The sequence below is a fragment of the Kitasatospora sp. NBC_01246 genome (genome assembly GCF_036226505.1).
Taxonomy (GTDB): domain Bacteria; phylum Actinomycetota; class Actinomycetes; order Streptomycetales; family Streptomycetaceae; genus Kitasatospora.
In genome coordinates this window covers 7590313-7612589 of the sequence record NZ_CP108484.1, presented here as the reverse complement: position 1 = coordinate 7612589, position 22277 = coordinate 7590313, and the positions used below count along the sequence as shown (strand labels likewise).

The following is a 22277-nucleotide window of genomic DNA, read 5'->3' as shown; positions in this document are numbered from 1 at the left end:
CCATGGCCCTGGACCTCGGACTGACCCAGGTCAGCCAGCTGGCGTTCGGCTACTGGCACTCCCAGGTACTGATCGCCGCGGTCGAGCTCGCGGTGTTCGACGCACTCGCCGACGGCCCGCTGGGCGTCGACGAGGTCGCCGAGCGATGCGCCGTCCCCGCGGACTCCGCGCTGCGGCTGCTCGACGCCGCGACCGCCCTGCGGCTGCTGACCCGGGACCCCGACGGCGGGTACCGCAACACCCGCACCGCCGAGCGCCTGCTCACCACCGGCTCGCCGGAGTCGCTGGTGCGCTGGGTCCGGGTGATGGGCCGCTGGTACCAGCCCTGGGGCCGGCTCGGCCAGGCCCTGGAGCAGGGCCGCGCGGTCGAGGACCGCAGCGGCCGGCTCACCGACGACCCGGCGTACGTCGAGGACTTCATCCTCGGCATGCACGAGTACAACTCCCGGACGGCGGAGGCCGTCGCCCGGGCGCTGCCGCCCGAGGACGCCCGGCGGCTGATCGACGTCGGCGGCGGCGCGGGCAGCTACAGCATCGCGTTCTGCCGGGTCTGGGAGGGGCTGCGGGCCGAGGTGGTCGACCTCGCGCCGGTGGCCGAGCTGGCGGGCAAGGTGATCGGCGAGGCCGGTCTGGCCGACCGGATCACCGCCCGGACCGGCGACTACTACCGGGACGCCTTCGGCACCGACGCCGACGTCGTGCTGCTCTCCAACGTGCTGCACCAGGAGAGCCCGGAGAACTGCCTCTCCATCCTGCGGCGTTCGGCGGCGGCGCTGCGCACCGGCGGCCGGGTCCTGGTGCACGGCCACTTCCTGGAGGAGTCCCGCACCGCGCCGGTCTTCACCACCCTGCACAACCTCTCCGCCCTCGCCCTCTGGAGCGGCGGCCGCAGCTACACCACCGCGGAGATGGCGGAGTTGATGACGGCGGCCGGGCTGTCGGACATCGAGGTGCTGCCCACCGCCGAGCAGTCGGCCCGCCTCCTGGTGGGCCGCGCCGGGGGCACCACCGCCTGAGGGCCGCCCGTACCGCCCGCCCGTCCTACCGCCTGCCGGGCCGGCGCCGTCCCCGCGGACTCCGTCACGGACGTGTCGCCGGCGCACCTTCGAAACCTCCCAGGAGCTGTCATGCAGCAGATCATCGAGTGGATCAACGCCAAGAACCCCGAGCTGGACCGGGAGATCGACCGCGAGGAGGACCTCATCGAGGGCCGCCTCATCGACTCCCTGGACTTCCTTGAGTTCATCTACCTGCTGGAGAGCATCTCCGGCCGCACCATCGACCTCCAGGAGGTCAGCGTCGACGACTTCCGCACGGTCGAGCGGATCGAGCAGCGCTTCCTCGCCGACCTGATCGAGGCGGCATGACGACGGCCGACCCGCACCTCGCCCCGCACCCGGCGTCCTCCGCCCTGGTCACCATCGACCTGCAGCGGGACTTCCTCTCCGAGAGCCCCTACGGCATCCCCGGCACGACCGAGGTGCTGCCGCAGGTGCGCCGGACGGTCGAGGCCTTCCGCGCCGCCGGCCGCCCGGTGGTCCACGTCGTCCGGCTGTACGAGAAGGGCGGCGGCAACGCCGACCTGGTCCGCCGGACGCTGCTGGCCTCCGGCACCGACCTGGTCTCGCCCGGCTCCGAGGGGAGCGGGCTCGCCCCGGCGCTCGCCCCGCTCGGCGCGCCCCCGCTCGACCCCGAGCTCCTGCTGGCCGGGCGGGCCCAGGAGTTGGGTCCGAGCGAGTACGCGATCTTCAAACCGCGCTGGGGCGCGTTCTACCGGACGCCCCTGCAGGAGCTGCTGGAGGGGCACGGCGTGGACACCGTCGTCCTCGTCGGCTGCAACTTCCCGAACTGCCCCCGGGCCACCCTGATCCAGGCCAGCGAGCGGGACTACCGGGTGGTGGCCGTGCCCGACGCGATCTCCCGCACCAGCGAGCAGGGGCTGGCCGAGGTCGCCGGGCTCGGTGTCCAACTGCTCGACACCGCCGAGCTGCTGGCGCGGTTCGGGTTCCCGGCGCCCGAGGAGGGCTGACGCCCGCGGGTGGTCGGAGCGGGCCGCCCCGGTCCGCTCCGACCACCCGCACGGGCGCCTCCTGCGGCTTCGCGGTCCCGCTCGCCGGCGGACTCGCGGACACCCCGGGCCGGACCCGCGGCCGAGCGGCGAACCCCCGTACGGGCAAGGCCCGGCCGTCACCCGGACAGCGGTACCGCGGCCGCCGCCACGCCCTGCGGTGCCGTCCGTATCCGCCCCATCCGACATCCCCGCAGATGCCCGTTCCGGCCCGAAGTGCCCGTGTTGACCGGCCAGTAGCCCCCTCCTATGCTCGACCGCGTTCGTGATCCGGCACCGGGGCCGGGGCCGCCGAGGCCGCCCGGCCGGAGCCGACCCCGGCTCGAAGGGCTCCTGCCATCAGCACCTCCGTCGCATCCCCGGACAGCGGGCGGGACACCGCCGCCCAGGCCGCCGCCGACCGTGCCGCCAGGCCCACCGGCCGCCGCCGCTTCCTCACCTATCTGCTGGCCGCACCCACCCTCACCGTCGCCGCCCGGGCCGGACTCGACGCCGCCGCACCCGCCACCGCCCACGCCGCCGCCGAACGGGCCGCCGAGGCACCGCAGTTGCTCGGTCTGCCCGGCATCCCGGACATCCTGGACCTCGGCGACGCGCTGATCGTGGCCGGACTGCCCACCGCCCACCTGCTGGTCCTGGAGATCACCCCCGGCGGTCGCGCCGCGCTCCACCTCCCCCGGCTGGAGGTCGGCCAGGGCCTCACCACCACCATCGCGATGCTCGTCGCCGACGAACTCGACGCCCGGCTCGGCGATGTCGACGTCCCGCTCTCCGACGGCCGCCCCGACCTGCTGTTCAACCAGCTCACCGGCGCCTCCAACTCGGTGCGCTCGCTGTACGACCCGGTCCGCGCGGCGGCCGCCGCCGCCCGCGCCCGGCTGGTCACCGCCGCCGCCCGCCGCTGGTCGCTGCCGGCCGACACGCTGCGCACCGCCGACTCCGCCGTCCTCGCCCCCGACGGCCGTCGGGCCGGTTACGGCGAACTCGCCGCCGAGGCAGCCGCCGTGGCCGTCCCGGCCGTGCCCGCCACCCCGAAGCCGGCCGACCAGCAGCGCCTGGTGGGCCGGCGGACCGGGCGGATCGACGCCCGGTCCATCGTCACCGGCCGCGCGAAGTACGCCGGCGACCTCGCCGTCCCCGGCGCGGTGCCGACCGTGGTCGCCCGCCCGACCACCATCAACGGCACCCTCAAGTCCCTGGACGCCTCGGCCGCCCGCACCATGCCCGGCGTCCTCGGCGTGGTGCGGATCCCGAGCGGCGTGGCCGTCCTGGCAGAAACCTTCGACCAGGCGCTCAAGGCCCGCGACGCGCTCCGCACGTCCTGGAACCCCGGTCCGGTCGCGGCGCTCTCCGACGCCGACATCCGGGCCCGACTCCGCGCCGCCCACGCCCCGTTCCTCGTCCCGCCGCTGCTCACCCAGTACGTGGACGGCGAGTTCGACTTCGCCTTCGTCAACCACGCCCCCATGGAGGTGCTGACCGCCGTCGCCGACGTGCGCCCCCACCGGGCCGAGATCTGGTTCGCCTCGCAGACCCCGATCGTGGCCCAGCAGACGATCGCCGCCGAACTCGGCCTGCCGCAGGACGCCGTCACCGTCCATGTGGTGCGCGGCGGCGGCTCGTTCGGCCGGCGGCTGTTCTTCGACGCCGCACTGGAGGCCGCCCAGATCTCCCGGGCGGCGGGCCGCCCGGTCAAGCTGATGTGGACCCGCAACGACGACATGCGCCACGGCCGGATGCGCCCCGCCAGCCACCACCGGGTGCGCGCCACCTACGGCCTGGGGCAGGTGCTCAGCTACGAACACCGGGTCGCCACCGTGCGGACCGACTTCCGGCACGGCCTCGGCGAGGCGCTCACCGCCGCCGGGTTCAACCTCTCGGTGGCCGGGATCAGCCTCGCCCAGGCCTTCTTCCTGCTCAGTGAGAAGAACCCGTACAACGTCGGCGTCCCGACCCAGTTGCTCTCCGAGGTGCCGCTGGAGGTGCCCACCGGTAGCTGGCGCTCGGTCTACTCGGGCACCGTCCGGGTCGCCGACGAGATCATGATGGACGAACTGGCCCGGCGGCTCGGCCAGGACCAGGTCGCCTTCCGCCGGGCCCGGCTGCGCGACGCCCAGGGCCGGGCCGTTCTGGACAAGGTCGCCCAGGCCGGCCGGTGGGGCCGCCCGATGCCCGCCGGCCAGGCCCAGGGCATCGGCTACCACGACGAGAACGGCGGCCGGGTCGCCTACCTGGTCGAGCTGGACGCCTCCGACCCCCGCCGGCCGCGGGTCACCCGGGCGGTGATCGCCGCTGACGTGGGCCGCGTGATCAACCCCAGTGGTCTGGAGGCCCAGTTGACGGGCGCGCTGATCGACGGCATCTCGGTGATCCTCCGGGCCGGCAACCACATCGACCACGGCGCCGTCCGCGAGGGCAGCTTCTCGGACTTCCGCTACGCCCGGCAGCGGGACACCCCGCCCTCGGTCGAGATCCACCTGCTGCCGCCGAGCGGTCCACCCGGCGGCGCGGGCGAGCTGGGCGTCCCGGCGGCCTCGGCCGCGGTCGCCAACGCCTACGCCCGCGCGACCGGAACCGCCCCGCGCTCCTTCCCGCTCGACTTCTGACCCGCCGCCCGCACTCCCCCGGTGGCCCCGGTCCGCCGCCGCCACCGACCTCTTCGAAGGGCCCGACTCCCCATGCCCAGCCACACCTTCGTCCTCAACGGGCAGCCGGTCACCGTCGAGGCGCCGGACGACATGCCACTGCTCTGGGTGCTGCGCGACAAGCTCGGCGTCACCGGCCCCAAGTACGGCTGCGGGGTCGGCGTCTGCCGCGCCTGCACCAGCCACCTGGACGGCGAGGAGTTCCAGCCGTGCACGGCGGCGGTCAAGGACTGCGCCGGACGGACGGTCACCACCATCGAGGGCCTCGCCGACGGCGAGGTCCTGCATCCCGTCCAGGAGGCCTGGCTGGAGTGCGACGTCGCCCAGTGCGGCTTCTGCCAGCCCGGCCAGATCATGACGGCCGTCGCCCTGCTGCGCCGCACCCCGGCGCCGACCGACGCCGACATCGACGGGATCCAGAACATCTGCCGCTGCGGCACCTACCCGCGGATCCGCGAGGCGATCAAGAAGGCCGCCGCCGCCCAGGCGGCCCCGGCACCCACGGCGACGACCGGTTTCGCACCCGGACTCGTACCCGTGTTCACCACCCGGACCACGGCCGGGCCCGCACCGCGCCCCACGCCCTGATCCCGGCCCGGGACGGACCGGCCACACCCCTGCCGAACCGGAACGTCTCGGCCCGGCCCGTGCCGACAACGATGGCCGCGCCCTTGCCCGAATGGGCCCGCACCAGCGAGATCACCGTCCATCGCCGGGGTTCGGCCGCCATTCCGCTTCGAGGATGCCGAACATCTCGGAGTCCCGCCAGCCGTCCCGGATCAACGCGGTGTGCCGATGCCGCCCTTCGTACGTCATGCCGAGCCCGGCCAGCAACCGGGCCGACGCGAGGTTGCGGGGGTCACAGGTCGCGTAGATCCGGTGGAGCCCCAACTCGCCGAACCCGCGCGACAGTAGCTCCCGTCCGATCGCCGTGCCCACGCCACGCCCCCAGGCCCTCGGGTGCACGATGTAGGCGATTTCGCCCTGCCGATGGCGACGGCTGCGAATGTGCAGCTCGCCCATGCCGACGAGTTCGCCCTCGAAGCGGGCGACGTAGACGTATCGCTGCTGACGGGCGTGCGACCAGGCGTCGACGGCGGTCTGCACGAACGCGCGCGTCTGGTCCTCGGTGTTCGGCCCCCAGGCCTGGTAGCGACAAGCCTCCTCAAGGCCGGCCCAGGAGTGCACGGCCTGCCAGTCGTCGAGCACGGGCTTGCGCAAAGTCACCGCGGATCGGGTCATCAGCGGATCCTGCCGGATTCCGTACGGGTGGGAGCCGGAGCCGGTTGGTCCGGGCGCCGGCCACCGGCGACCGGCCACCCCGCCCGCGGCTCAGCGGGCCTCAGGGTCCCGGCCGAAGAAGGCGGCCAACCGGTCGTAGACCGGAGCGTCCTCGGGGGCGGCCACCTCGGGGCCGAAGGAGTGGTGCTCCTCCTCGCTGCCCCGGTACTCGGGGCGCAGCGCGCCGCGCCCCCAGTCGAGCGCGGCCCGCCCGACCTCCTGGTCCAGGCCGGCCGTGGACTGGCCGGTGGAGCGGGCCACGTCCCAGCCGTGCACGGCGAACTCGGCGATCTGCTGGTCCAGCGGGAAGCGGGCGGGCAGGTGCTTCCCCCCGGGGAGTTCGATGACGCCGTCCAGGTCGCCGGCCGCGCGCCAGGCGGCCACCAGCTCTTCGGCGCCGGCCTCGAAGGCGTGCAGCCAGTCGCCCTCGACCCGGTCGAAGGGCTGTGACCAGTCCGGGTCGCCGCCCTCGGCCCGCAGGGTGAACTGCCGCAGGTCGAACAGGAGGTGGCTGACGAGCTGGGTGACGTCCCAGGAGCGGCAGGTGCTCGGGTGGATGCCCTGCTCGGCACCGATGCCGTCGATCAGCCCGGCGGTCTGGGCGAGGGCCCGGGCGAGCAGGTCGATCGGGTCTTCCGTTGCGGTCATGGCACACCTCTTCGATTCGGGGCGAGCGGTCGGACCGGCCGATCGTAAGCGGGGGGACCGACAACCGGCCCGGCGCAACACCGCGCCGGGCCGGCCGTCGCCCCCGTTCGACCGGCCCGCCGGCCGCCCCGAACGGGCCGGACCACGCCGGATCAGGCCCGATCGGACCGGACCACGCCGGATCAGGCGGCGAGGCCGCCGTCCACGGCGATCTCGGCGCCGGTGATGTACCGGCCGTCCTCACCGACGAGGTGCGCGATGGTGGCCGCGACGTCCTCGACCCGGCCGTAGCTGCCGAGTGCCGTCAGCCCGCGCTGGAACTCCGCCGACGGACCGTCCGCCGGGTTCAGCTCGGTGTCGATCGGGCCGGGGTGGACGACGTTCGCGGTGATCCCCCGCGGGCCCAGCTCGCGCGAGAGCGCCTTGGTGAGACCGATCATGGCGGCCTTGCTCGTCCCGTAGAGCGTGGCACCGGGGAAGGCCACGTGCTTCGCGACGCAGCTGCCGATCGTGACGATCCGCCCGCCCTCGGCCAGGTGGGCCGAGGCCGCCTGGGCGTAGAGGAACGGCGCCCGGACGTTCACCTCCAGCACCCGGTCCACGTCGTCGAGCGTGAGCTCCTCGATCGGGCCGAGCACGCCGACGCCGGCGTTGTTGACCAGGATGTCGAGCCGCCCGAAGCGCTCGGCCACGGCCTCGACCACGGCCCGGACGGCCTGCGGGTCGGCACTGTCCGCCCGGACGGCCCAGCCGCGCCGGCCCATGCCGGTGATCTTGGCCGCGACCGCCTCGGCCCGCTCCGCACTGCCCTGGTAGGTGACCACGACGTCGGCGCCATCCTCGGCCAGCCGCAGGGCCACCGCCTCCCCGATCCCCCGGCTGCCGCCGGTCACCAGGGCCACCTTGCCGTCGAGCTTCGCAAGCTGGGTCATCGTCATATCGTCAGAACTCCTTGACTCGTTCGCGGACATGACTCAATCCTCGACCGGCGCCGCCCACGAGTCCGGCGGTATTCGGACGTCGCGTTCAATCTTCAACAATCGGCTGTTCCCGGTAGTACGAGGCCACCGCGGGCTGGCCGGTCCAGTTCGGACCGGCCGTCGGGTCCGCCCCCAGGTACCCGAACGGCAGGCGCACGGTCCGCCCACCGTCCAGCACCAGCAGGTGCCGCCGGGCCCGGTACTCGAACCCCGCCGCGCGCAACGCCGTCAGGACGGCGCGCGCGGCGCTCGATCCGTCCGCCCGGCGCACCGAATCCGGGTCGAAGTGCGCGGCGAACCGCCCGTCCGGCACCAGCCGGCCCGCCGCACGGGCGATCGCACCGAGCTGGTCGCCGAGGTAGTGCAGTCCGTGCACACAGGTGATCAGGTCGTAGGCCCGCTCCGGGACCCAGTCCGCCACCGCCGCCGTCACCAGCTCCAGCCGCGCCGCACCCGCCGGCAGGGCGGCCGGCGGGGCCGACGGGCCCACCAGGTCGACACCCGTCAGCACGCTCGCGGTCGGCAGCCGGTGGGCGGCCTCGACGAGCGCCCGCCCCTCCCCGCTGCACAGGTCCAGCCAGCTGGGGGCGCCGCAGCGGCCGCCCAACCACCCGGCCGGGTCGAAGCCCAGCTCCCGGGTGTAGCTGTTGACGCCGCTGAGCCCTCGCTCGCGGTTCATGGTGTTGTTGGCGACCACGTCCGAGCTGGTCAACTCGCCGTCACCGATCAGTCGGGGCATGGCGTCGACCCTACCGACGCGCCCGAGCGGCCGCCCCTGGACGGGGCGGCCGCTCGGTGCGAGGTGCGGGGCGGGCGTCAGACGCTGAGGGTCTGACCCGGGAAGATGAGGTCCGGGTTGCCGCCGATCGCCTTGACGTTCTTGGCGTGCAGGCTCGCGGTGTCGGTGCTGAACTTGGCCGCGATGTCGCTCAGGGTGTCGCCGCTCTTGACGGTGTAGCTGCCGCCGGAGCCGTTCCGGTCGGCGGCGGCCGGCTTGGCCGGCTTGGCGGTGTCCTGGGACTTCCAGGACTGGGTCTTCTGCGACTTCTGGGCCTGGTCGCCCTGCGCGGCCTTGCCCGGGGCCTGCTTCGCCTGCGGGGTCTGCGCGGGCTTGGCGGGCTTGGCCGGCTGCTGCGCCTTGGGGGCGGCCTGGGCGGCGGTGTCGACGGCCGCCGGGGCGCCGCCCTTGGCCAGACCGGCCTTCGCCGAGCAGACCGGCCAGGCGCCGGGACCCTGCGAGGCGAGCACCTTCTCGGCGACCGAGATCTGCTGCGCCTTGGTGGCCTGGTTGGCCTGCGAGGCGTAGGCGGTACCGCCGTACGCGGCCCAGGTGGACGGGGTGAACTGCAGTCCGCCGGAGAAGCCGTTGCCGGTGCTGATGCTCCAGTTGCCACCGCTCTCGCACTGGGCGACGGCGTCCCAGGTCGAGGTGGACGCGGCAGAGGCCGAGGTGGCCGTGACGAGGCCGGCCACCGGGAGGGCCGCGACGGCCCCGCCGACCAGCACCAGACGGGCACGGCTGCGGCGCTTCCCGGCGGTGGTGGTGTTGGTGGTGGCAGCGGCGGTCTCGTTACGGATCGTCATGAAAGTCCTCTCGACAAGCCCCGGGCGGGCAGGCGGAACCAGACCCTTGGCAGGGCCTTCGCGCTCACCTCACTCGACGGGCGGCCGGGCACGTGTCGGACGTGCCGCGCCGCCCCGGCCACCCTCGCTCGCCGACGGCCTGTTCGAGCCGGTCGCGTCAACGGGCACGGCCCTCGCGCCGGGGGTCAGTCGGCGGGCTGTGCGTCGGGGGTGAACCCGGGTGGTGCTCGTTGCACCGCCAATGAAGCTACGGCCCCACCCGGGGCGGCTTCAAGCAATTCTTGGACGCCGCAGGTCAGTTGACTGTTACCGGCGGTATCGATCATGAAACTGTGCCCGAAATTTACGTGTTTGACCGCATTTCCAAGATCGAATGATCAATTTCCGTGCCATCGCTCACACCTGTCCATCTGTGAGGCCTCCCACACCGTCGACCCAGAGCGATGGCGGGCCGACTGACCGTCACCACCGCCACCGGAGTTCCCGGTTCCGCGGGCCGCCCCCGTGGCGTCGCCCACACCTGTCACTCAGCGTGGCCACGCCATGCGCAGCGCGTAGCACACGACCAGTCCGTACCCGACGCAGTGGCTGAGCGCCCGGGCCCGCGGCGAGAGTCGCGCGCCCACGGAGACGCCCACCGCCGCCAGCCCCTGCTGCCAGAGCAGCGAGGCCACCAGCACCCCGGCGACGAAGGCCGCGCCACCCGGGCCGCCCCGCGGGCCGCTACCGCCCGTGACCAGGGCGGCGAAGTAGAGCGCGGTGGTCGGATTCACCGCGGTCAGGGCGGTGAACCGCAGGAAAGCCCGGACCGGAGGGCCCGCCGGCCCCGCCCCACCCCCGCCCGCCGCGCCCACGAAGGCCCCGCCGCCCCGGCCCGCCCTGCCGCCCCGGTTCGCCCTGCCCGGGCCCGCCGGCCCGCCCGGTGCCCGCCGCAGCCCGAGCAGCCCCCGGACCGCCACCACCACCAGCACCACCGCCGAGCCGATCCGGGCCCAGGACTCCCAGCCGGCGGAGGTAGATGCCCATCGGGAGCCGAGCGCCGTGGCGAGCGCCGCGTACGCCGCGTCCACGCAGGCCACCGCGCACGCCGCACTCACCGCGGCCGCGCGCCCGCGCCGCCCCTCCTCCAGCAGCAGCACCCCGACCGCCCCCAGCGGCACCGCCACGCCCAGCCCCGCCCCGACGCCCGCCAGCGCCGCCGCCGCCGGCCCCGCCGCGGCCGCCACGGCCTGGATCGGGTCCGTCGCCGTCACCCCGGCCCCGAGGGCCGTCCCGAAAGTCATGGCGCCACCGTGGCCCACCCGCCGCGACAACGGCGGCCGAAAACCGGCCAGGGCCGCGACAATCGCGGTATGGATGCCCTCGACAGCGAAATCATCGGCGAACTGCGCGCGGACGCGCGGATCTCCTACCGCGACCTCGGCGCCCGGGTGGGCCTGAGTGCCAACGCGACGGCCGACCGGGTCCGCCGGCTGGTCCGCAGCGGTGTGATCCGGGGCTTCACCGCCCTGGTCGACCCGGCCGCCGACACCGCCCGTCCGGGCCTGACCGTCTTCGTCGACGTCCGGCTGCGCCCGGAGACGGACAGCGACGCCTTCGAGACCACCGCGCTACGACTGCCCGGCGTCACCGAGGCCGCCCATGTCACCGGCGAGTACGACTACCTGCTGCGCGCCCGGGTGGCCGACGCCGCCGGACTCGACCAGCTGCTGCGCCGGCTGAAGCACGAGGCGGGCGTCGCCCACTCCAACACCCGGCTCGCCCTGCGGATCGCCACCCGCTGACCGGGAACCCGGCACCGGGCACCCGGCCGGGTCAGATCCCGCCACCCAGCCCCGCGTCGCGCGCCAGCAGCGCCGCCTGCACCCGGTTCTCGCAGCCCAGCTTGGCCAGGATCCGGCTGACGTACGTCTTCACCGTCGCCTCGCTCATGTGGATCCGGGCGCCGGCGTCGGCGTTGGAGAGCCCCTCGCCCAGCAGGGCCAGAACCTCCAGCTCGCGCGCGGTCAGCACCTCCAGCCGCTGCCGGGCGGACGCGCCCCGGGCCGCGGCCGGGCCGCTGCGGGCGCCGGCCAGCGAGTCCACGATGTACCTGGTCGCGGCGGGAGAGAGGAAGGCGTTGCCGGTGGCGGCGGCGCGGACGGCCTGGATCAGCTCGGCCGGCGCGGTGTCCTTGAGCAGGAACCCGGCCCCGCCCTCCGTGACGGCGCGCAGGACGTTGTCGCGCTCCCCGAAGGTGGTGAGGATCAGCGCCCGCGCGCCGGGCACCACCCGGCGCAGCTCGCCGAGGGCGGTCAGCCCGTCCATGACCGGCATCTGGATGTCCAGCAGGACGACGTCGACCCGGTGGGCCAGCGCGAGGTCGAGGGCCTGCCGGCCGTCCGCGGCCTCGGCGACCACGTCGATGTCGTCGGCGGAGGACAGGATCATCCTGATCCCGGCCCGGATGAGCGGCTCGTCGTCGGCGACGAGGACTCGGATCACTGCTGGTCATCCCCTCGATGTGGTGCGGGTGGCGCTGCTCGCCACCATCCTCACATCTCGCTGGCCGACCGGTCACCGGCCCGGGCGGCCCCGGTGGCGAGGCGTCAGGACCGGGCCGGGTAGTGCTGCTTCTCCAGCAGCACGCCGTCCTTGAAGCAGAACCGCGCCACCTCCTCCTCGCTCCCCAGGCCGCCCGTGGTCCCGTAGACGAAGTAGCGGCAGGAGGAACCGGCCGGCGGGGTCGGGCCGCTGCCCTCGTAGTCCTGGGTGAAGAGGCTGTTGCCGATCGGGAGGCGGCCCCCCACCTCGGCCTCGGGAGTGCCCTCCTGGAGCGAGTCGTACAGCCCGCGCGGCACGGTCGCGTCGCCCGCGGCGCCGATGAAGGCCACCACACCCCAGACCAGCAGGCCGAGCACGGTGAGCAGCACCACCACCCCGCCGACCGCGCAGCCGATCGCCGGGCTGCGCCGCCGCCGGTCGCCGGACCCGCTCCCGACCTCCGGCAGCACGTCCCGCACCCAGGCCTCCTCCTCGCCGGCCGCGCCCGGGGCGGCGGCCGGATCGCCGCCGGCCCCCTCGTAGGGGAGCACCGCGGCGAGCCGGAACCCGGCCTCGGCGGTCGGCCCGGCGTGCACCATCCCGCCGACCAGCCGGGCCCGCTCACGCAGTCCGGTCAGCCCCTGACCGCCGCTGACCGGCGCGACCCGGCCACCCGCCGGCACTTCGGCCGGCTCCGGGGCGCGGGGGTTGGCCACCTCGACCACCAGGGCGTCCGGCTCGTAGCGCAGCGCCACCGAGATGGGCGCGCCGGGGGCGTGCTTGTGCGCGTTGGTGAGCGCCTCCTGGACGATCCGGTACGCGGCCTGGCCGACGCTGGCGGCCGCGGGTCGGCGCTCGCCGTCCTCGCCGAAGGAGACCGTCGTCCCGGCCGCCCGGGAGGACTCGACCAGCTTCTCGATGCCCTCCGTGCCACCGGTGCGCACGGTGGCGCCGGCCGGCCCGCCGACCGGGGCCGGCTCCCGGGCGCTCGACTCGTCGTGCAGCACGCCGACCACCTCGCGCAGCTCGCGCATCGCGGTGACGGCGGCCAGCCGCAGCACGCCGACCGCCTCCCGCTGCCGGTCGGACAGGGTGCGGTCGACCTCCAGCGCGCCGGAGTGGACGGAGATCAGGGCGAGCTGGTGGCCCAGGCTGTCGTGCATGTCCTGGGCTATCCGGTGCCGCTCGCGCAGCCTGGCCTGGTGCGCCACCATGGCACGCTCGCGCAGCAGCTGCTCGTTGCGCTCGCGCAGCGCGTCCAGCAGTGCCCGGCGCTGGGCCCGGTAGCGGCCCCAGAGCGCGGGCAGCACGGCGATCAGCAGGAACCCGCCCAGCGAGAGCCCGATCGTCAGCTTGATCGGCGTCGACCCGGCCTCCTTCACGGCGCTGACGGCCGTCGTCAGCAGGAAGGCACCGGCGAACGAGCCGGCCAGCACACCGACCCGCTTCACCCGGGCGCCGGCCGACCAGCCGGCGAAGACCAGCAGCGGCAGTGTCCCGCCGAACCAGCCGCAGGCGCCGGCCGCGAGCAGCAGCACGGTCGAGGGCAGGGCGCGCCGGAGCAGGAAGAGCACGGCCGCACCGAGGCCGACGACCGGCCAGAGGCAGGTGTGGGAGACCATCTCGATCAGCGCCGCGAGCGCGCCCACCAGCAGCGCGCCGACGGCCTCCCGGGCCACCGTCCAGGGCCGCCAGGGCCCGGGCAGCGCCGCTCGTACCGCCCTCGACCAGGCCTTCGCTATCGCGTCCACGCCGCGAGGTTAGCGAAGCGGCCCGCCCGGGCACCGCCACCGTTCGTCGTTGCCCGCCCCGACGAAAGTCGCGGGCCGACGAAAGTCGCGGGCTCCGTCGGCGGCTGCGGCCGGCTCACCCGTAGGCGGTGAGCATCAGCGCCACGTCGTCCACCCGGTCGGTGGAGCCGACCTCCTGCAGCAGCCGCTCCGCCAGCCGTTCCAGCCCGTCCTCCGCGTCGCCGGCCGCGCCGGCCGGTCCGGTGAGGGCGTCGCGCAGCCGGTCCACGCCGTGGTCGATCTCCACCGCGGGGTCCTCGACCAGCCCGTCCGTGTAGAGCGCGAGCAGCGAGCCCGGCGCCATCCGGAACTCGCTCACCGGGTACTCGGCCCAGTGGTCGACGCCAAGCAGCGGCCCGCCCGCCACGTACAGCGCCTCGGTGCTGCCGTCCGGGTGGCGCAGCACCGGCGGGAGGTGGCCGGCCCGGGCGATCCTGGCGGTGCCGTCGGCGGGGGTGAGCCGGATCAGGCAGCAGCTGGCGAGCAGCCCGGGGTCGAGGTCGAGCAGCAGCCGGTTGGTCTGCGCGAGCACCTGGTCCGGCGGGTGGCCGCTGGCGGCGAAGGCCCGGACCGCGCTGCGCAGCTGGCCCATGGTGGCGGCGGCGCCGACGCTGTGGCCCTCGACGTCGCCGATCACCAGGTTGAGGTCGTGGCCGGTGACGATGGCGTCGTACCAGTCGCCGCCGATCTCCATCCCCTGGGTGCCGGGCAGGTAGCGGGCGGTGATCCGGACGTTCTCCAGGCGCGGCAGCCGGTGCGGCAGCAGGGCCTGCTGGAGGCCGCGGGCGAGGGCGAACTCGGCGTCGTAGAGCCGGGCCCGCTCCAGGGCCTGGGCGATGAAGCCGCCGAGGGCGGTGAGCAGCCCGCGTTCCTCCAGGGTGAAGGCGCGGGACTCGTCGAAGCCGATGATGCAGCTGCCGACCGGGTGGCCGGAGGCGATCAGCGGCAGGAACGCCCAGGCGCGCATCTCGTCCAGGGCGATGCCGGGGTAGGCGGCGGCGAGTTCGTGGACGGACTCGAAGAAGATCGGTGTGCCGGAGCTGAGCGCCTCGGCGCCGGGCACCCGGGCGCCGATCGGGGTGCCCTCGAAGCGGTCCAGGAAGCCGTCCGGGTAGCCGCTCTGGGATACCAGGTGGAGGCGCTTGTCGCGGACGGTGTAGATGGCGAGCTCCTGGCCGCCGAAGGCCGGCAGGATCTGGTCGGCGACGGCCCGGCAGACCTCCCGGACGGTGACGGCCTCGCTCAGCGCGCTGGCCAGCTGGAGCAGGTGGTACATGGCCCCGACGCTGGTCCGGGCGCCGGGCGGGGGTTCGGCCGGCGGCTCCGGCGCGCCGGCGGGCGGCTCGGCGGCGACCACCCGACCGGTGACGCCGTGGGTGTCCGGGTAGAGCGAGAACGCCAGCCAGCCGTCCGGCGGGCGGGCCGCGAGGAAGGCGGTGGGCTGCTGGGAGACCATCGCGGCGCGGTAGCGGTTCTCGTAGACCGGGTCGGAGAGCCAGGGCAGCACGTCCCACGGGTGGTGGCCGACCAGGTCCTCGCGGCGGGCGTGCAGCAGCAGCTCGACGCTGCGGTTGGCGTAGGTGATCCGGCCGTCCGGGTCCAGCGAGAAGACGCCGTCGCGCAGCCGCTCGACGGCTTCGGCCGCGGCGGTGCCGGTCCGGGTGTCCAGCACGGCGCCGACCAGGTGGGTGCGGCCGTCCGGCCCGGCGGTCTCGGGCACCCGGCCCCAGAGCTCGACCGGATAGGGGTGGCCGTCGTGGTCGAGCACCCGGACCCGGGCGGCCAGCATCCGGCCCTCGTCCAGCGCGGCCCGGGCGGCGGCCCGGAGCTCCGGCAGGTCGCCGGGGGCGATCCGGGTGGTCAGGGTGGCCGCCCGGCCGTCGAACTCGGCGGGCGACATCCCGAAGATCTCGCAGAACGGCTCGTCGACGGCGAGCGCCCCGGTGGCCAGGTTCCAGTCGAACAGGCCGACCCTGGTGGTCGGCGGGGACGGTGGCGCCAGCTCGACCACGGCGGTCTCGCCATTGGGTTCGATCAGCCGCCCGTTCCCGTCCAGCGCCGCCAGCGCGGCGGCCAGCCCGTCGGCCACCGACCGCAGGTGCCGCTGCGCGCCCGCCGGCACGCCTTCGTCCGAGGCGGCCCAGAGCACGCCGATCACCCCGTACGTCTCCTTGCCCGCCTTGACGGGCACGCAGGCGGAGGCGAAGTCGTAGGGCATGCCGACGGCCATCTGCGGGAAGCGCCGCATGGTGTCCTCGGTGTCGGCCAGCGCGACCACCCGGCCGGTGCGGAAGCTGACCGCCACCGGCATCGGCCCGGCCGCGGCGATCCGCCGGAACTGGGCGATGATCGACAGCGGCACACCCGCGATGGTGCAGAGCACCAGTGAGCGCCGGTCCCGGGCCCGCAGGTAGACCATCCCGCCGTACGCGTCGGTCTCGGCGAGCACCCTGCGGACGGCGGTCGCGAGCAGCGCGTCCCGCTCGTGCGTCGCCCCGGCCACGGCATCGCGCTCCCGGGGGCGGCGCGCGTCGGGTCGCGTCGCCCGAGTCCCGCCGGTCACATGCGGACCGGGCCGGTCCGCCGGCACACCCTGGCGCATCTTCTCTTGCTACGCCCGGGTCAAGGGACTGTCAAGGCGAGCCCCGCGTGCCGCCCGGGCCGGACCGCGCCAGCATGGTCACCATGCCGACCGATCCGGGCCGCACCACCGTGGTCAACCTCAAGGGCCATCGCGACGATCCCGACTACGCCGACGTCGTCTACGTCGGGCGGGCGATGCACCGCGGCGGCTGGCACCTCGACGAGTCCCCGCTGCACTGCCCCTACCGGCCCGGACCGGACCTCAGCCGGGAGCGGATGCTCGTCGAGTACCGCGCCTACCTGCTGGACCGGCCGGACCTGCTCGCCCTGCTGCCGGAGCTGCGCGGCCGCCGGCTCGGCTGCTGGTGCGTCCCGCTCGCCTGCCACGCCCAGGTGCTCGCCGAGCTGGCCGACCACGGCAGCTGAGGCGGCCCGCCGGGGCCGGCGGCCCTCGTCCGGGTGGCCGGGCGCCGCCCCGGCACCGGCCGCCCGCGAACCGTCCGGACGCGCTTCGATATCCTCACTCGGACAGCGCAGCGCAGCGGCTGCCCCGGGGAAACGAGTACGTCCATGCAGCCGGCACCGTCCGACCGTGCCCGACCGGCGCAGACCGAGGAGGCCGGCGCCGCCTGGCAGTGGGACGGCGAGAGCGACGACCGGCCGGCCGAACCGGCCGACGTGCTGAGCGGCGGCTCCGAGGCGGGCGGCGGGCCGCGGCTGACCCGGCGGCGGCTGCTGACCGGCGCCGGGGTGCTCGCGGCGGGCGCCGCGGTCTGGGCGTTCGCCCGCTCGGCGGACGGACCGGCGCCCGCTCCGCCCCGGCCGCTGCCGACCCGCGTCGCCGGACCGCAGCCGCTCTGGACGTACCGGGGCCGGGAGGCGATGGCGTCCGAGCGGCTGACCGGCCGCCCGGCCGTCCCCGTCTTCCTCACCCGCGAGGGGCTCCAAGTGCTCGACCCGGCCGACGGCAGGCCGCTGCGGCTGCTGTCGTTCGCCGCGGCCAAGGCGGACTGGCCGAACGACGTGCAGCAGCCGGGCGCCCATGTGGTGGTGGGCCCCGACCGGGTGTTCACCACCTCCAACGGCCACCTCGACAGCCACCACCTCACCGACCCGGCCGCCGAGTGGAGCCTGCCGCTGCCGGAGGAGCTGGGCAACGGCACCGTCACGCTGTTCGGCTGCGCGGGCGACGTCGTGTACGGCGAGTTCCAGCCCCGGCCGTTCACCGGGGACGGCCGGCTCTTCGCGGTGCACGTCACGGACCGCCGGGTGCTCTGGTCCCGTCCGTCCGAGGGGGAGCGGCCGCTCTCCCCGCTCACCGCGGCCGGGGGCCGGGTGCCGGCCTTCGACGGCTCGGCCGGCGGCCTGCGCCTGCTGGAGGCCGCCACCGGCAAGCGGCTCTGGACGGTGCCCACCGACAGGGGCACGGGCTGGGCGGTCACCGATCCGGAGCACGTCTACGCCCCGCAGGGCCCGGCCGGGCTGCGGGCCCTGCGGGTGGCGGACGGCGGCCCGCACTGGTCGGTCGTCCCGGGGCCGGCCGACGAGTGGCGGCTGCTGCCGCCGGTCGCCGGTGGCGCCCTGGTCCACCTGTTCCGCGACAACGGCCTGGTCACCGCCCACGCCGCGGACACCGGGGCCCAGGTCTGGGAGCACCGCCTGCCGTTCCGGCTGGACCGCCGCAGCAGCCCGCTGCTCGCCGGGCCGGTCCTCTACGTGCCCGGTCCGGCCGCCGCGGGCGTCCGCGCCCTGGACGCCGCCACCGGCGAGGAGCGCTGGACCTTCCGCGACTCCGGCCCCGGGGTGGACGTCTGGTCGCTCTCCCACGACGCGACCCGCCTGTACGCCGGCCACGACGACGTCCTGCACGCGCTCCCGCTCGCCTGACCCGCGGTCACCGCTGCGCGGCCCCGGTCCCGCCGCCGCCCCGGCGACGGGGGAGGATGGCGGCGTGCAGGTACACCCGATCTCGCCCGACCGGCTCGCCGAGCGCCTCGCCGACCGCGTCACCGCCCTGCCCGGAGCCGGTGAGCGGTGGCTGCGGGTCGCCGTGGACGGCGCCCCGGCCGCCCGGCCCGACGCACTCGCCGACGCGCTGGTGGAGCCGCTGCGGGAGCGCGGCCGCCCCACCCTGCGGGTGTCGGCGGCCGCCTTCCTCCGCCCGGCCTCGGTCCGGCTGGAGTACGGCAAGCAGGACCCGGACGCCTACCACGACCTCTGGCTGGACGACGGCGCCCTGCTGCGCGAGGTGCTGGACCCTCTGGAGCCCGGCGGCACCGGCCTCGTCCTGCCGTCGCTGCGCGACCCGGTCACCGACCGGGCGACCCGCGCGCCGTACACGCCGCTGCCGCCCGGCGGCGTGCTGCTGCTGGACGGCGCGCTGCTGCTCGGCCGCTGGCTGCCGCTGGAGCTGACCGTCCACCTGGCGCTCACCCCGGCCGCGCTGGCCCGCCGCACTCCGGCCCAGGAGCAGTGGACGCTGCCCGCGTTCGCCCGCTACGCGGCCGAGACCGTCCCCGCCGAGGCGGCCGACCTCACCGTCCGGGTCGACGACCCGCGCCACCCGGCCCTGGTCGAGTAGCGGTCCGCGTCCCGGGGGCCGGCCCGCGCTGGCAGTGCGGGCACCAGAACGCCACCCGCTCCTGTGGCGGCGTGCCCTGGGTCGCCGTCCGGACGACCGTGCCGCAGCGCGCGCACGGCCGCCCGGCCCGGCCGTACACCCAGTGCCGGCGGCCCGGCCGGGTGTCGCCGGTGGTGACGTGCCCGGGGCGCAGCCGGTTGGCGTCGAGGATCTGCTGGGAGCGCTCCACCAGCCTTTCGGGGCGAGGGAGTTCGCCGACCGGAGTCCACGGGGTGACCCCGGCGAGGAAGCAGAGCTCATTGGCGTAGACGTTGCCGATGCCGGCCAGGTTGCGCTGGTCGAGCAGCGCCTCGGCGAGCGGCCGACCGGGCTGGGCCAGGAGCCGGCGGACGGCCTCGCCCGCGTCCCAGTCGGGGCCGAGCAGGTCGGGCCCGAGGTGGCCGACGACCCGCTCCTCCTCGGCGGTGCGCAGCAGCTCGACGACGGGCAGCCGGTAGCCGACCGCCGTGCTGTGCTCGGTGCCGAGGACGGCCCGGATCTGCCAGGCGGGTCCGCCCGACCATCGCTCGCCGGGGCCGTAGACCGCCCAGCGGCCGTCCATCCGCAGATGGGTGTGGAGGGTGAGGCCGCCGTCGAGCCGGGTCAGCAGGTGCTTGCCGCGCGGGGCGACCTCCAGCACCCGCCGCCCGGTCAGATCGGCGGTGGCGTGCGCGGGCACCCGCAGATCGGCCGCGGTCAGCACCCGGCCGGCCAGTTCCTCGTGCAACCGGGCCGCCACACGGTAGACGGAGTCACCTTCAGGCATGCCCCCATCCTCCCCCGCCGGCCGGCGCCGACACGGTCGGCGGGGCCTACTTCTCGCGCACCACGACGACCGGGCAGGGGGCGTGTTCGGTGAGGTGGCGGCTGACGGATCCGAGCAGGGCGCCGGAGAATCCGCCGAGGCCCCGGCTGCCGACCACCAGCAGGGCGGCGCCCTGGGCCGCCTCCAGCAGGGCCTGCGCGGCGTTGCCGGGCATCACCGTCTCGGCGATCCGGACCCCGGCGTCGGCCCCGGCGACCTTGGCGACCGTCTCGGAGAGCGTCCGCCCGGCCAGTTCCTCGGGATTGAAGCCCTCGGCCGGGGGCATCGCGAGCCCGGCCCAGCCGTAGAACGCCGGGTACTCCCAGGCGGCGATCGCCCGGACGCCGCCGCCGGCCAGCCTGGCGTAGTCGATCGCCCAGCGCAGCGCCCGCTCCGAGGCGGGCGAGCCGTCCACGCCGACGACGATCAGGGGTTCCGCGCTGTCGGCCATGCCGCTGCTCCTTGTTCGACTACCTCGGCTTCACCTGCCGCTGACCAGGCAAACATAGATCAATACGGGCATATGGCCGCTAATTGCCACGCCGAAGACGTCGAACACTTTCGAACCCTGTGCGGTCCCGCCCCGGGACCCAAGAAGCGTGACGCGCCCGCGGGTCCGGCGGACGGGCCGGGGGCGGAGACTGGTACTGGCGGGTGCGCGGGCCTCGTTGCCCGCGCACCCGCCAGGGTCTCTGGACGGACGGCCCGTCAGGCCCGGTAGGCGGCCCAGGAGTTGGACATCCTGGCGACCTGGCCGGGGGTGAACTGGGTCATGCAGGAGTCGTAGGTGTAGTCCATGAAGTTGTGGATCGGGTCGACGCCGGTGGCCGTGCAGGTGTCGCGGCCGGCCGGGCACTGGTACGCGGCGGTCTTCTCGGCCGGGGTGTCCGAGACGTAGTCGCCCTGGCCGCCGCAACCGCCCTGGAAGGTGTGGTACAGCCCGAGCCAGTGGCCGACCTCGTGGGTGACGGTGTCGCCCTCGTTGTAGTTGGTGGCCGAGCCGCCGGGGAACGAGCTGTCGAGGATGACCACGCCGTCGTCGCTCGGGTTCGACCGGTAGGAGCTGGGGAAGGTCGCCCAGCCGAGCAGCGACTGGCCGAGCTTGGCGGTGTAGAGGTTGAGGGCGTTGGCACCGCCCTTGCGCAGCGAGCTCTTCATCGACCGTTCGGCCGAGGAGCCCGGGGTGATGCCGTTGTACCAGGACGAGTTGTCGGTGTAGTCGGTGCCGGTCAGCTGGAACTGGAACTGGCTGGCGGTGTTGCCCGCGCCCTGGCCGCCGTAGGCGGCGTTGAGGACGGAGATCTGCCGGCTGATGTCCGTCGCGGTCAGCTTGCCCGTCGATCCGGCGTGGACCACGTGGACGTACACCGGGATGGTCGTGGTGGCGGCGAGCGTCCCCGGGGCGAGCAGCGCGCTGCCCTGGGAGGAGTGGGCCAGTTGGGCGACCCGGGCGCTGAGGTCCGCGTCCATCGCCTGGGCCTGGGCCTCGGTGACGGCGTTGGGCTCCTGGCCGCCCGGGCTGCCGGCGGGCTTGCGGGCCCCGGCGTCCTGGCTCTCCCCGCCGACGCACGGGGCGGCGACCGCGCCGGGGGCCTGCGCGGCGGCGGTGGAGAACGCCGAGGGGGCGGCGAACTGGGTGAGCCCGAGGGCCGTGACGAGGGCTGCGGCGCTGAGGAATCTGCGGGGGACACGCGAGGGTACGCGGGCAGAACGACGCATCTGCGCTCCTGAGGGGGAGTTGTGGGGGGTGGCGGAGGGGGGCCGCCGAGCCTAGGCTACGCAGGGCCGCGTGTACGCGTCAGGTTTCTTCCGGCCGCGAAGTCCTGACGACATATCGGACATAACCCGGAAGCCCGATCGAGTGACCCCGGTCACAGGTGGAGCATTTCCGGTGCCGCACGGTCGGGGCAACGCCCCCGGGTTGTCCGAAAGTTGACGCTCCGTCCGCCGGACAGGCCTCGGAAGGCCGACCGGACCGGTCGGGTGGGCGGCCCCGCACCGCCTCGCCGAGACTACGACGCCACGAAGACGATCTCCCGCACGGCGCGCGCACCGGCCCGGTCGAGTACCACCGCCGACGCACAGCCCGCCGGCGGCTCGCCCGTCCCGGCCAGCCGCCCGCGCAGCCGCCGGGCGGACTCGCGGTGCCGGGCGAAGGCGTACGCGGAGACGCGCTGGCCCCGGGCGTGCTGGCCGTCCCGGGCCTCCTCCGCGCTCGCGTCCAGCACGATCAGGTGCACCCGGCGCCCCTGCCGGGCGGCCGCGCGGCCCAGCCAGTACCGCACCCAGGGCAGCGTGCCGCAGTCGTGCACCGCGAGCGGGCCGCCGGCCAGGACGGCGCGGCGCAGCCGCCGGTAGTGCGCGGCCCGCACCAGCGGGCGGTAGGCGGCATAGGGCAGCCAGCCGGGGACCCGGGCCGCGTACTCCTCCCGCACCTGCTGGGAGTCGACCAGCGGGGCTCGGACGCAGCGGCGCATCAGGGTGCTCTTGCCGCTGCCCGGCAGGCCCGACACGACCAGCAGGTCGTCGGCGCGGTAGTGCAGCGCCTGCGCGGGCACCGCGGCGGCCCCCGCCTCGGGGCACCCGGCCGTGCCGGGCCCCCGGCGCAGGTCGTGCAGGCCGCGCGGGCGCAGCACCGGCGCGGCCGGGCGGACCTCGGCGGCGCACGCCGATCTCGGTACGGGCACCTTGGCCCCGGACACCCCGACCTCAACCACCGGCACTCCCCCTGACTCCGCGGCCCCGGCTCC

21 protein-coding genes and 1 pseudogene are annotated in these 22277 nt (G+C 75.3%); 9 read left to right on the top strand and 13 right to left on the bottom strand.

The window, feature by feature from the left end; translation table 11 throughout:
- Positions 1 to 2 precede the first annotated feature (2 nt).
- From OG618_RS32210 to OG618_RS32190, 5 genes and pseudogenes are all read left to right on the top strand, one after another.
- Complete coding sequence (locus OG618_RS32210) at positions 3 to 1016, top strand: class I SAM-dependent methyltransferase (protein ID WP_329491119.1); 1014 nt, start codon at positions 3 to 5, stop codon at positions 1014 to 1016.
- A 111-nt stretch (positions 1017 to 1127) separates the two neighbouring features.
- Positions 1128 to 1367, top strand: coding sequence for an acyl carrier protein (locus tag OG618_RS32205; RefSeq protein ID WP_329491118.1), 240 nt, complete (start codon positions 1128 to 1130; stop codon positions 1365 to 1367).
- A complete protein-coding gene (locus OG618_RS32200; protein WP_329491117.1) occupies positions 1364 to 2029 on the top strand; it encodes a cysteine hydrolase family protein in 666 nt (221 codons plus the stop codon). The genes OG618_RS32205 and OG618_RS32200 overlap by 4 nt, the downstream gene beginning before the upstream one ends.
- Positions 2030 to 2616: 587 nt before the next feature.
- Positions 2617 to 4674, top strand: coding sequence for a xanthine dehydrogenase family protein molybdopterin-binding subunit (locus OG618_RS32195; protein WP_329491116.1), 2058 nt, complete (start codon positions 2617 to 2619; stop codon positions 4672 to 4674).
- 72 nt (positions 4675 to 4746) lie between these two features.
- Positions 4747 to 5193 (top strand): annotated as a pseudogene (locus tag OG618_RS32190) ((2Fe-2S)-binding protein); the annotation flags it as partial.
- A 219-nt stretch (positions 5194 to 5412) separates the two neighbouring features.
- Here the strand turns inward: OG618_RS32190 and OG618_RS32185 are convergent.
- From OG618_RS32185 to OG618_RS32160, 6 genes are all read right to left on the bottom strand, one after another.
- Entirely contained in the window at positions 5413 to 5955 is a 543-nt protein-coding gene (locus OG618_RS32185; RefSeq protein WP_329491115.1) for a GNAT family N-acetyltransferase, read from the bottom strand.
- Between the two features lie 90 nt (positions 5956 to 6045).
- The gene (locus OG618_RS32180) at positions 6046 to 6642 is read right to left on the bottom strand and encodes a TIGR03086 family metal-binding protein (protein ID WP_329491114.1); all 597 of its coding nucleotides are present in this window, start codon (positions 6640 to 6642) and stop codon (positions 6046 to 6048) included.
- 182 nt (positions 6643 to 6824) lie between these two features.
- Complete coding sequence (locus OG618_RS32175) at positions 6825 to 7574, bottom strand: SDR family NAD(P)-dependent oxidoreductase (RefSeq protein ID WP_329491113.1); 750 nt, start codon at positions 7572 to 7574, stop codon at positions 6825 to 6827.
- 94 nt (positions 7575 to 7668) lie between these two features.
- On the bottom strand, positions 7669 to 8361 hold the full coding sequence (locus OG618_RS32170) for a class I SAM-dependent methyltransferase (protein WP_329491112.1): 693 nt from the start codon (positions 8359 to 8361) through the stop codon (positions 7669 to 7671).
- Between the two features lie 77 nt (positions 8362 to 8438).
- Positions 8439 to 9206 carry a LysM peptidoglycan-binding domain-containing protein gene (locus OG618_RS32165; RefSeq protein ID WP_329491111.1) on the bottom strand — a complete coding sequence of 256 codons (768 nt, stop codon included), beginning with the start codon at positions 9204 to 9206 and terminating at the stop codon, positions 8439 to 8441.
- A 527-nt stretch (positions 9207 to 9733) separates the two neighbouring features.
- Positions 9734 to 10489 (bottom strand): LysE family transporter, encoded by a 756-nt coding sequence (locus OG618_RS32160; RefSeq protein WP_329491110.1) that lies wholly within the window; start codon positions 10487 to 10489, stop codon positions 9734 to 9736.
- Between the two features lie 69 nt (positions 10490 to 10558).
- On the opposite strand from OG618_RS32160, the gene OG618_RS32155 reads away from it, so the two are divergent.
- Positions 10559 to 10990 carry an Lrp/AsnC family transcriptional regulator gene (locus tag OG618_RS32155; protein WP_329491109.1) on the top strand — a complete coding sequence of 144 codons (432 nt, stop codon included), beginning with the start codon at positions 10559 to 10561 and terminating at the stop codon, positions 10988 to 10990.
- A 31-nt stretch (positions 10991 to 11021) separates the two neighbouring features.
- Here the strand turns inward: OG618_RS32155 and OG618_RS32150 are convergent, their stop codons facing one another.
- From OG618_RS32150 to OG618_RS32140, 3 genes are all read right to left on the bottom strand, one after another.
- Positions 11022 to 11690, bottom strand: a complete 669-nt coding sequence (locus OG618_RS32150) for a response regulator transcription factor (protein ID WP_329491108.1) — start codon at positions 11688 to 11690, stop codon at positions 11022 to 11024.
- 104 nt (positions 11691 to 11794) lie between these two features.
- The gene (locus OG618_RS32145) at positions 11795 to 13480 is read right to left on the bottom strand and encodes a histidine kinase (protein WP_329491107.1); all 1686 of its coding nucleotides are present in this window, start codon (positions 13478 to 13480) and stop codon (positions 11795 to 11797) included.
- Between the two features lie 115 nt (positions 13481 to 13595).
- Positions 13596 to 16022: a SpoIIE family protein phosphatase gene (locus OG618_RS32140; protein ID WP_329491106.1), complete on the bottom strand. Its 2427-nt coding sequence runs from the start codon at positions 16020 to 16022 to the stop codon at positions 13596 to 13598.
- A 182-nt stretch (positions 16023 to 16204) separates the two neighbouring features.
- Between OG618_RS32140 and OG618_RS32135 the strand changes: the two genes are divergently transcribed.
- The 3 genes from OG618_RS32135 to OG618_RS32125 all read left to right on the top strand — a co-directional run bounded on the left by OG618_RS32135 (position 16205) and on the right by OG618_RS32125 (position 18683).
- Positions 16205 to 16528: a DUF4326 domain-containing protein gene (locus tag OG618_RS32135; RefSeq protein WP_329491105.1), complete on the top strand. Its 324-nt coding sequence runs from the start codon at positions 16205 to 16207 to the stop codon at positions 16526 to 16528.
- A gap of 144 nt (positions 16529 to 16672) precedes the next feature.
- Positions 16673 to 17989 (top strand): outer membrane protein assembly factor BamB family protein, encoded by a 1317-nt coding sequence (locus OG618_RS32130; RefSeq protein ID WP_329491104.1) that lies wholly within the window; start codon positions 16673 to 16675, stop codon positions 17987 to 17989.
- 64 nt (positions 17990 to 18053) lie between these two features.
- Positions 18054 to 18683 carry a uridine kinase gene (locus OG618_RS32125; RefSeq protein WP_329491103.1) on the top strand — a complete coding sequence of 210 codons (630 nt, stop codon included), beginning with the start codon at positions 18054 to 18056 and terminating at the stop codon, positions 18681 to 18683.
- On the opposite strand, the gene OG618_RS32120 is transcribed toward OG618_RS32125, so the two are convergent.
- From OG618_RS32120 to OG618_RS32105, 4 genes are all read right to left on the bottom strand, one after another.
- Complete coding sequence (locus tag OG618_RS32120; protein WP_329491102.1) at positions 18637 to 19488, bottom strand: DNA-formamidopyrimidine glycosylase family protein; 852 nt, start codon at positions 19486 to 19488, stop codon at positions 18637 to 18639. The genes OG618_RS32125 and OG618_RS32120 overlap by 47 nt on opposite strands.
- Before the next feature lie 46 nt (positions 19489 to 19534).
- On the bottom strand, positions 19535 to 19978 hold the full coding sequence (locus OG618_RS32115) for a universal stress protein (RefSeq protein ID WP_329491101.1): 444 nt from the start codon (positions 19976 to 19978) through the stop codon (positions 19535 to 19537).
- A gap of 257 nt (positions 19979 to 20235) precedes the next feature.
- Entirely contained in the window at positions 20236 to 21246 is a 1011-nt protein-coding gene (locus OG618_RS32110; protein ID WP_329491100.1) for a zinc metalloprotease, read from the bottom strand.
- A 293-nt stretch (positions 21247 to 21539) separates the two neighbouring features.
- Positions 21540 to 22244, bottom strand: a complete 705-nt coding sequence (locus OG618_RS32105; RefSeq protein ID WP_329491099.1) for an AAA family ATPase — start codon at positions 22242 to 22244, stop codon at positions 21540 to 21542.
- Between the last annotated feature and the right edge of the window lie 33 nt (positions 22245 to 22277).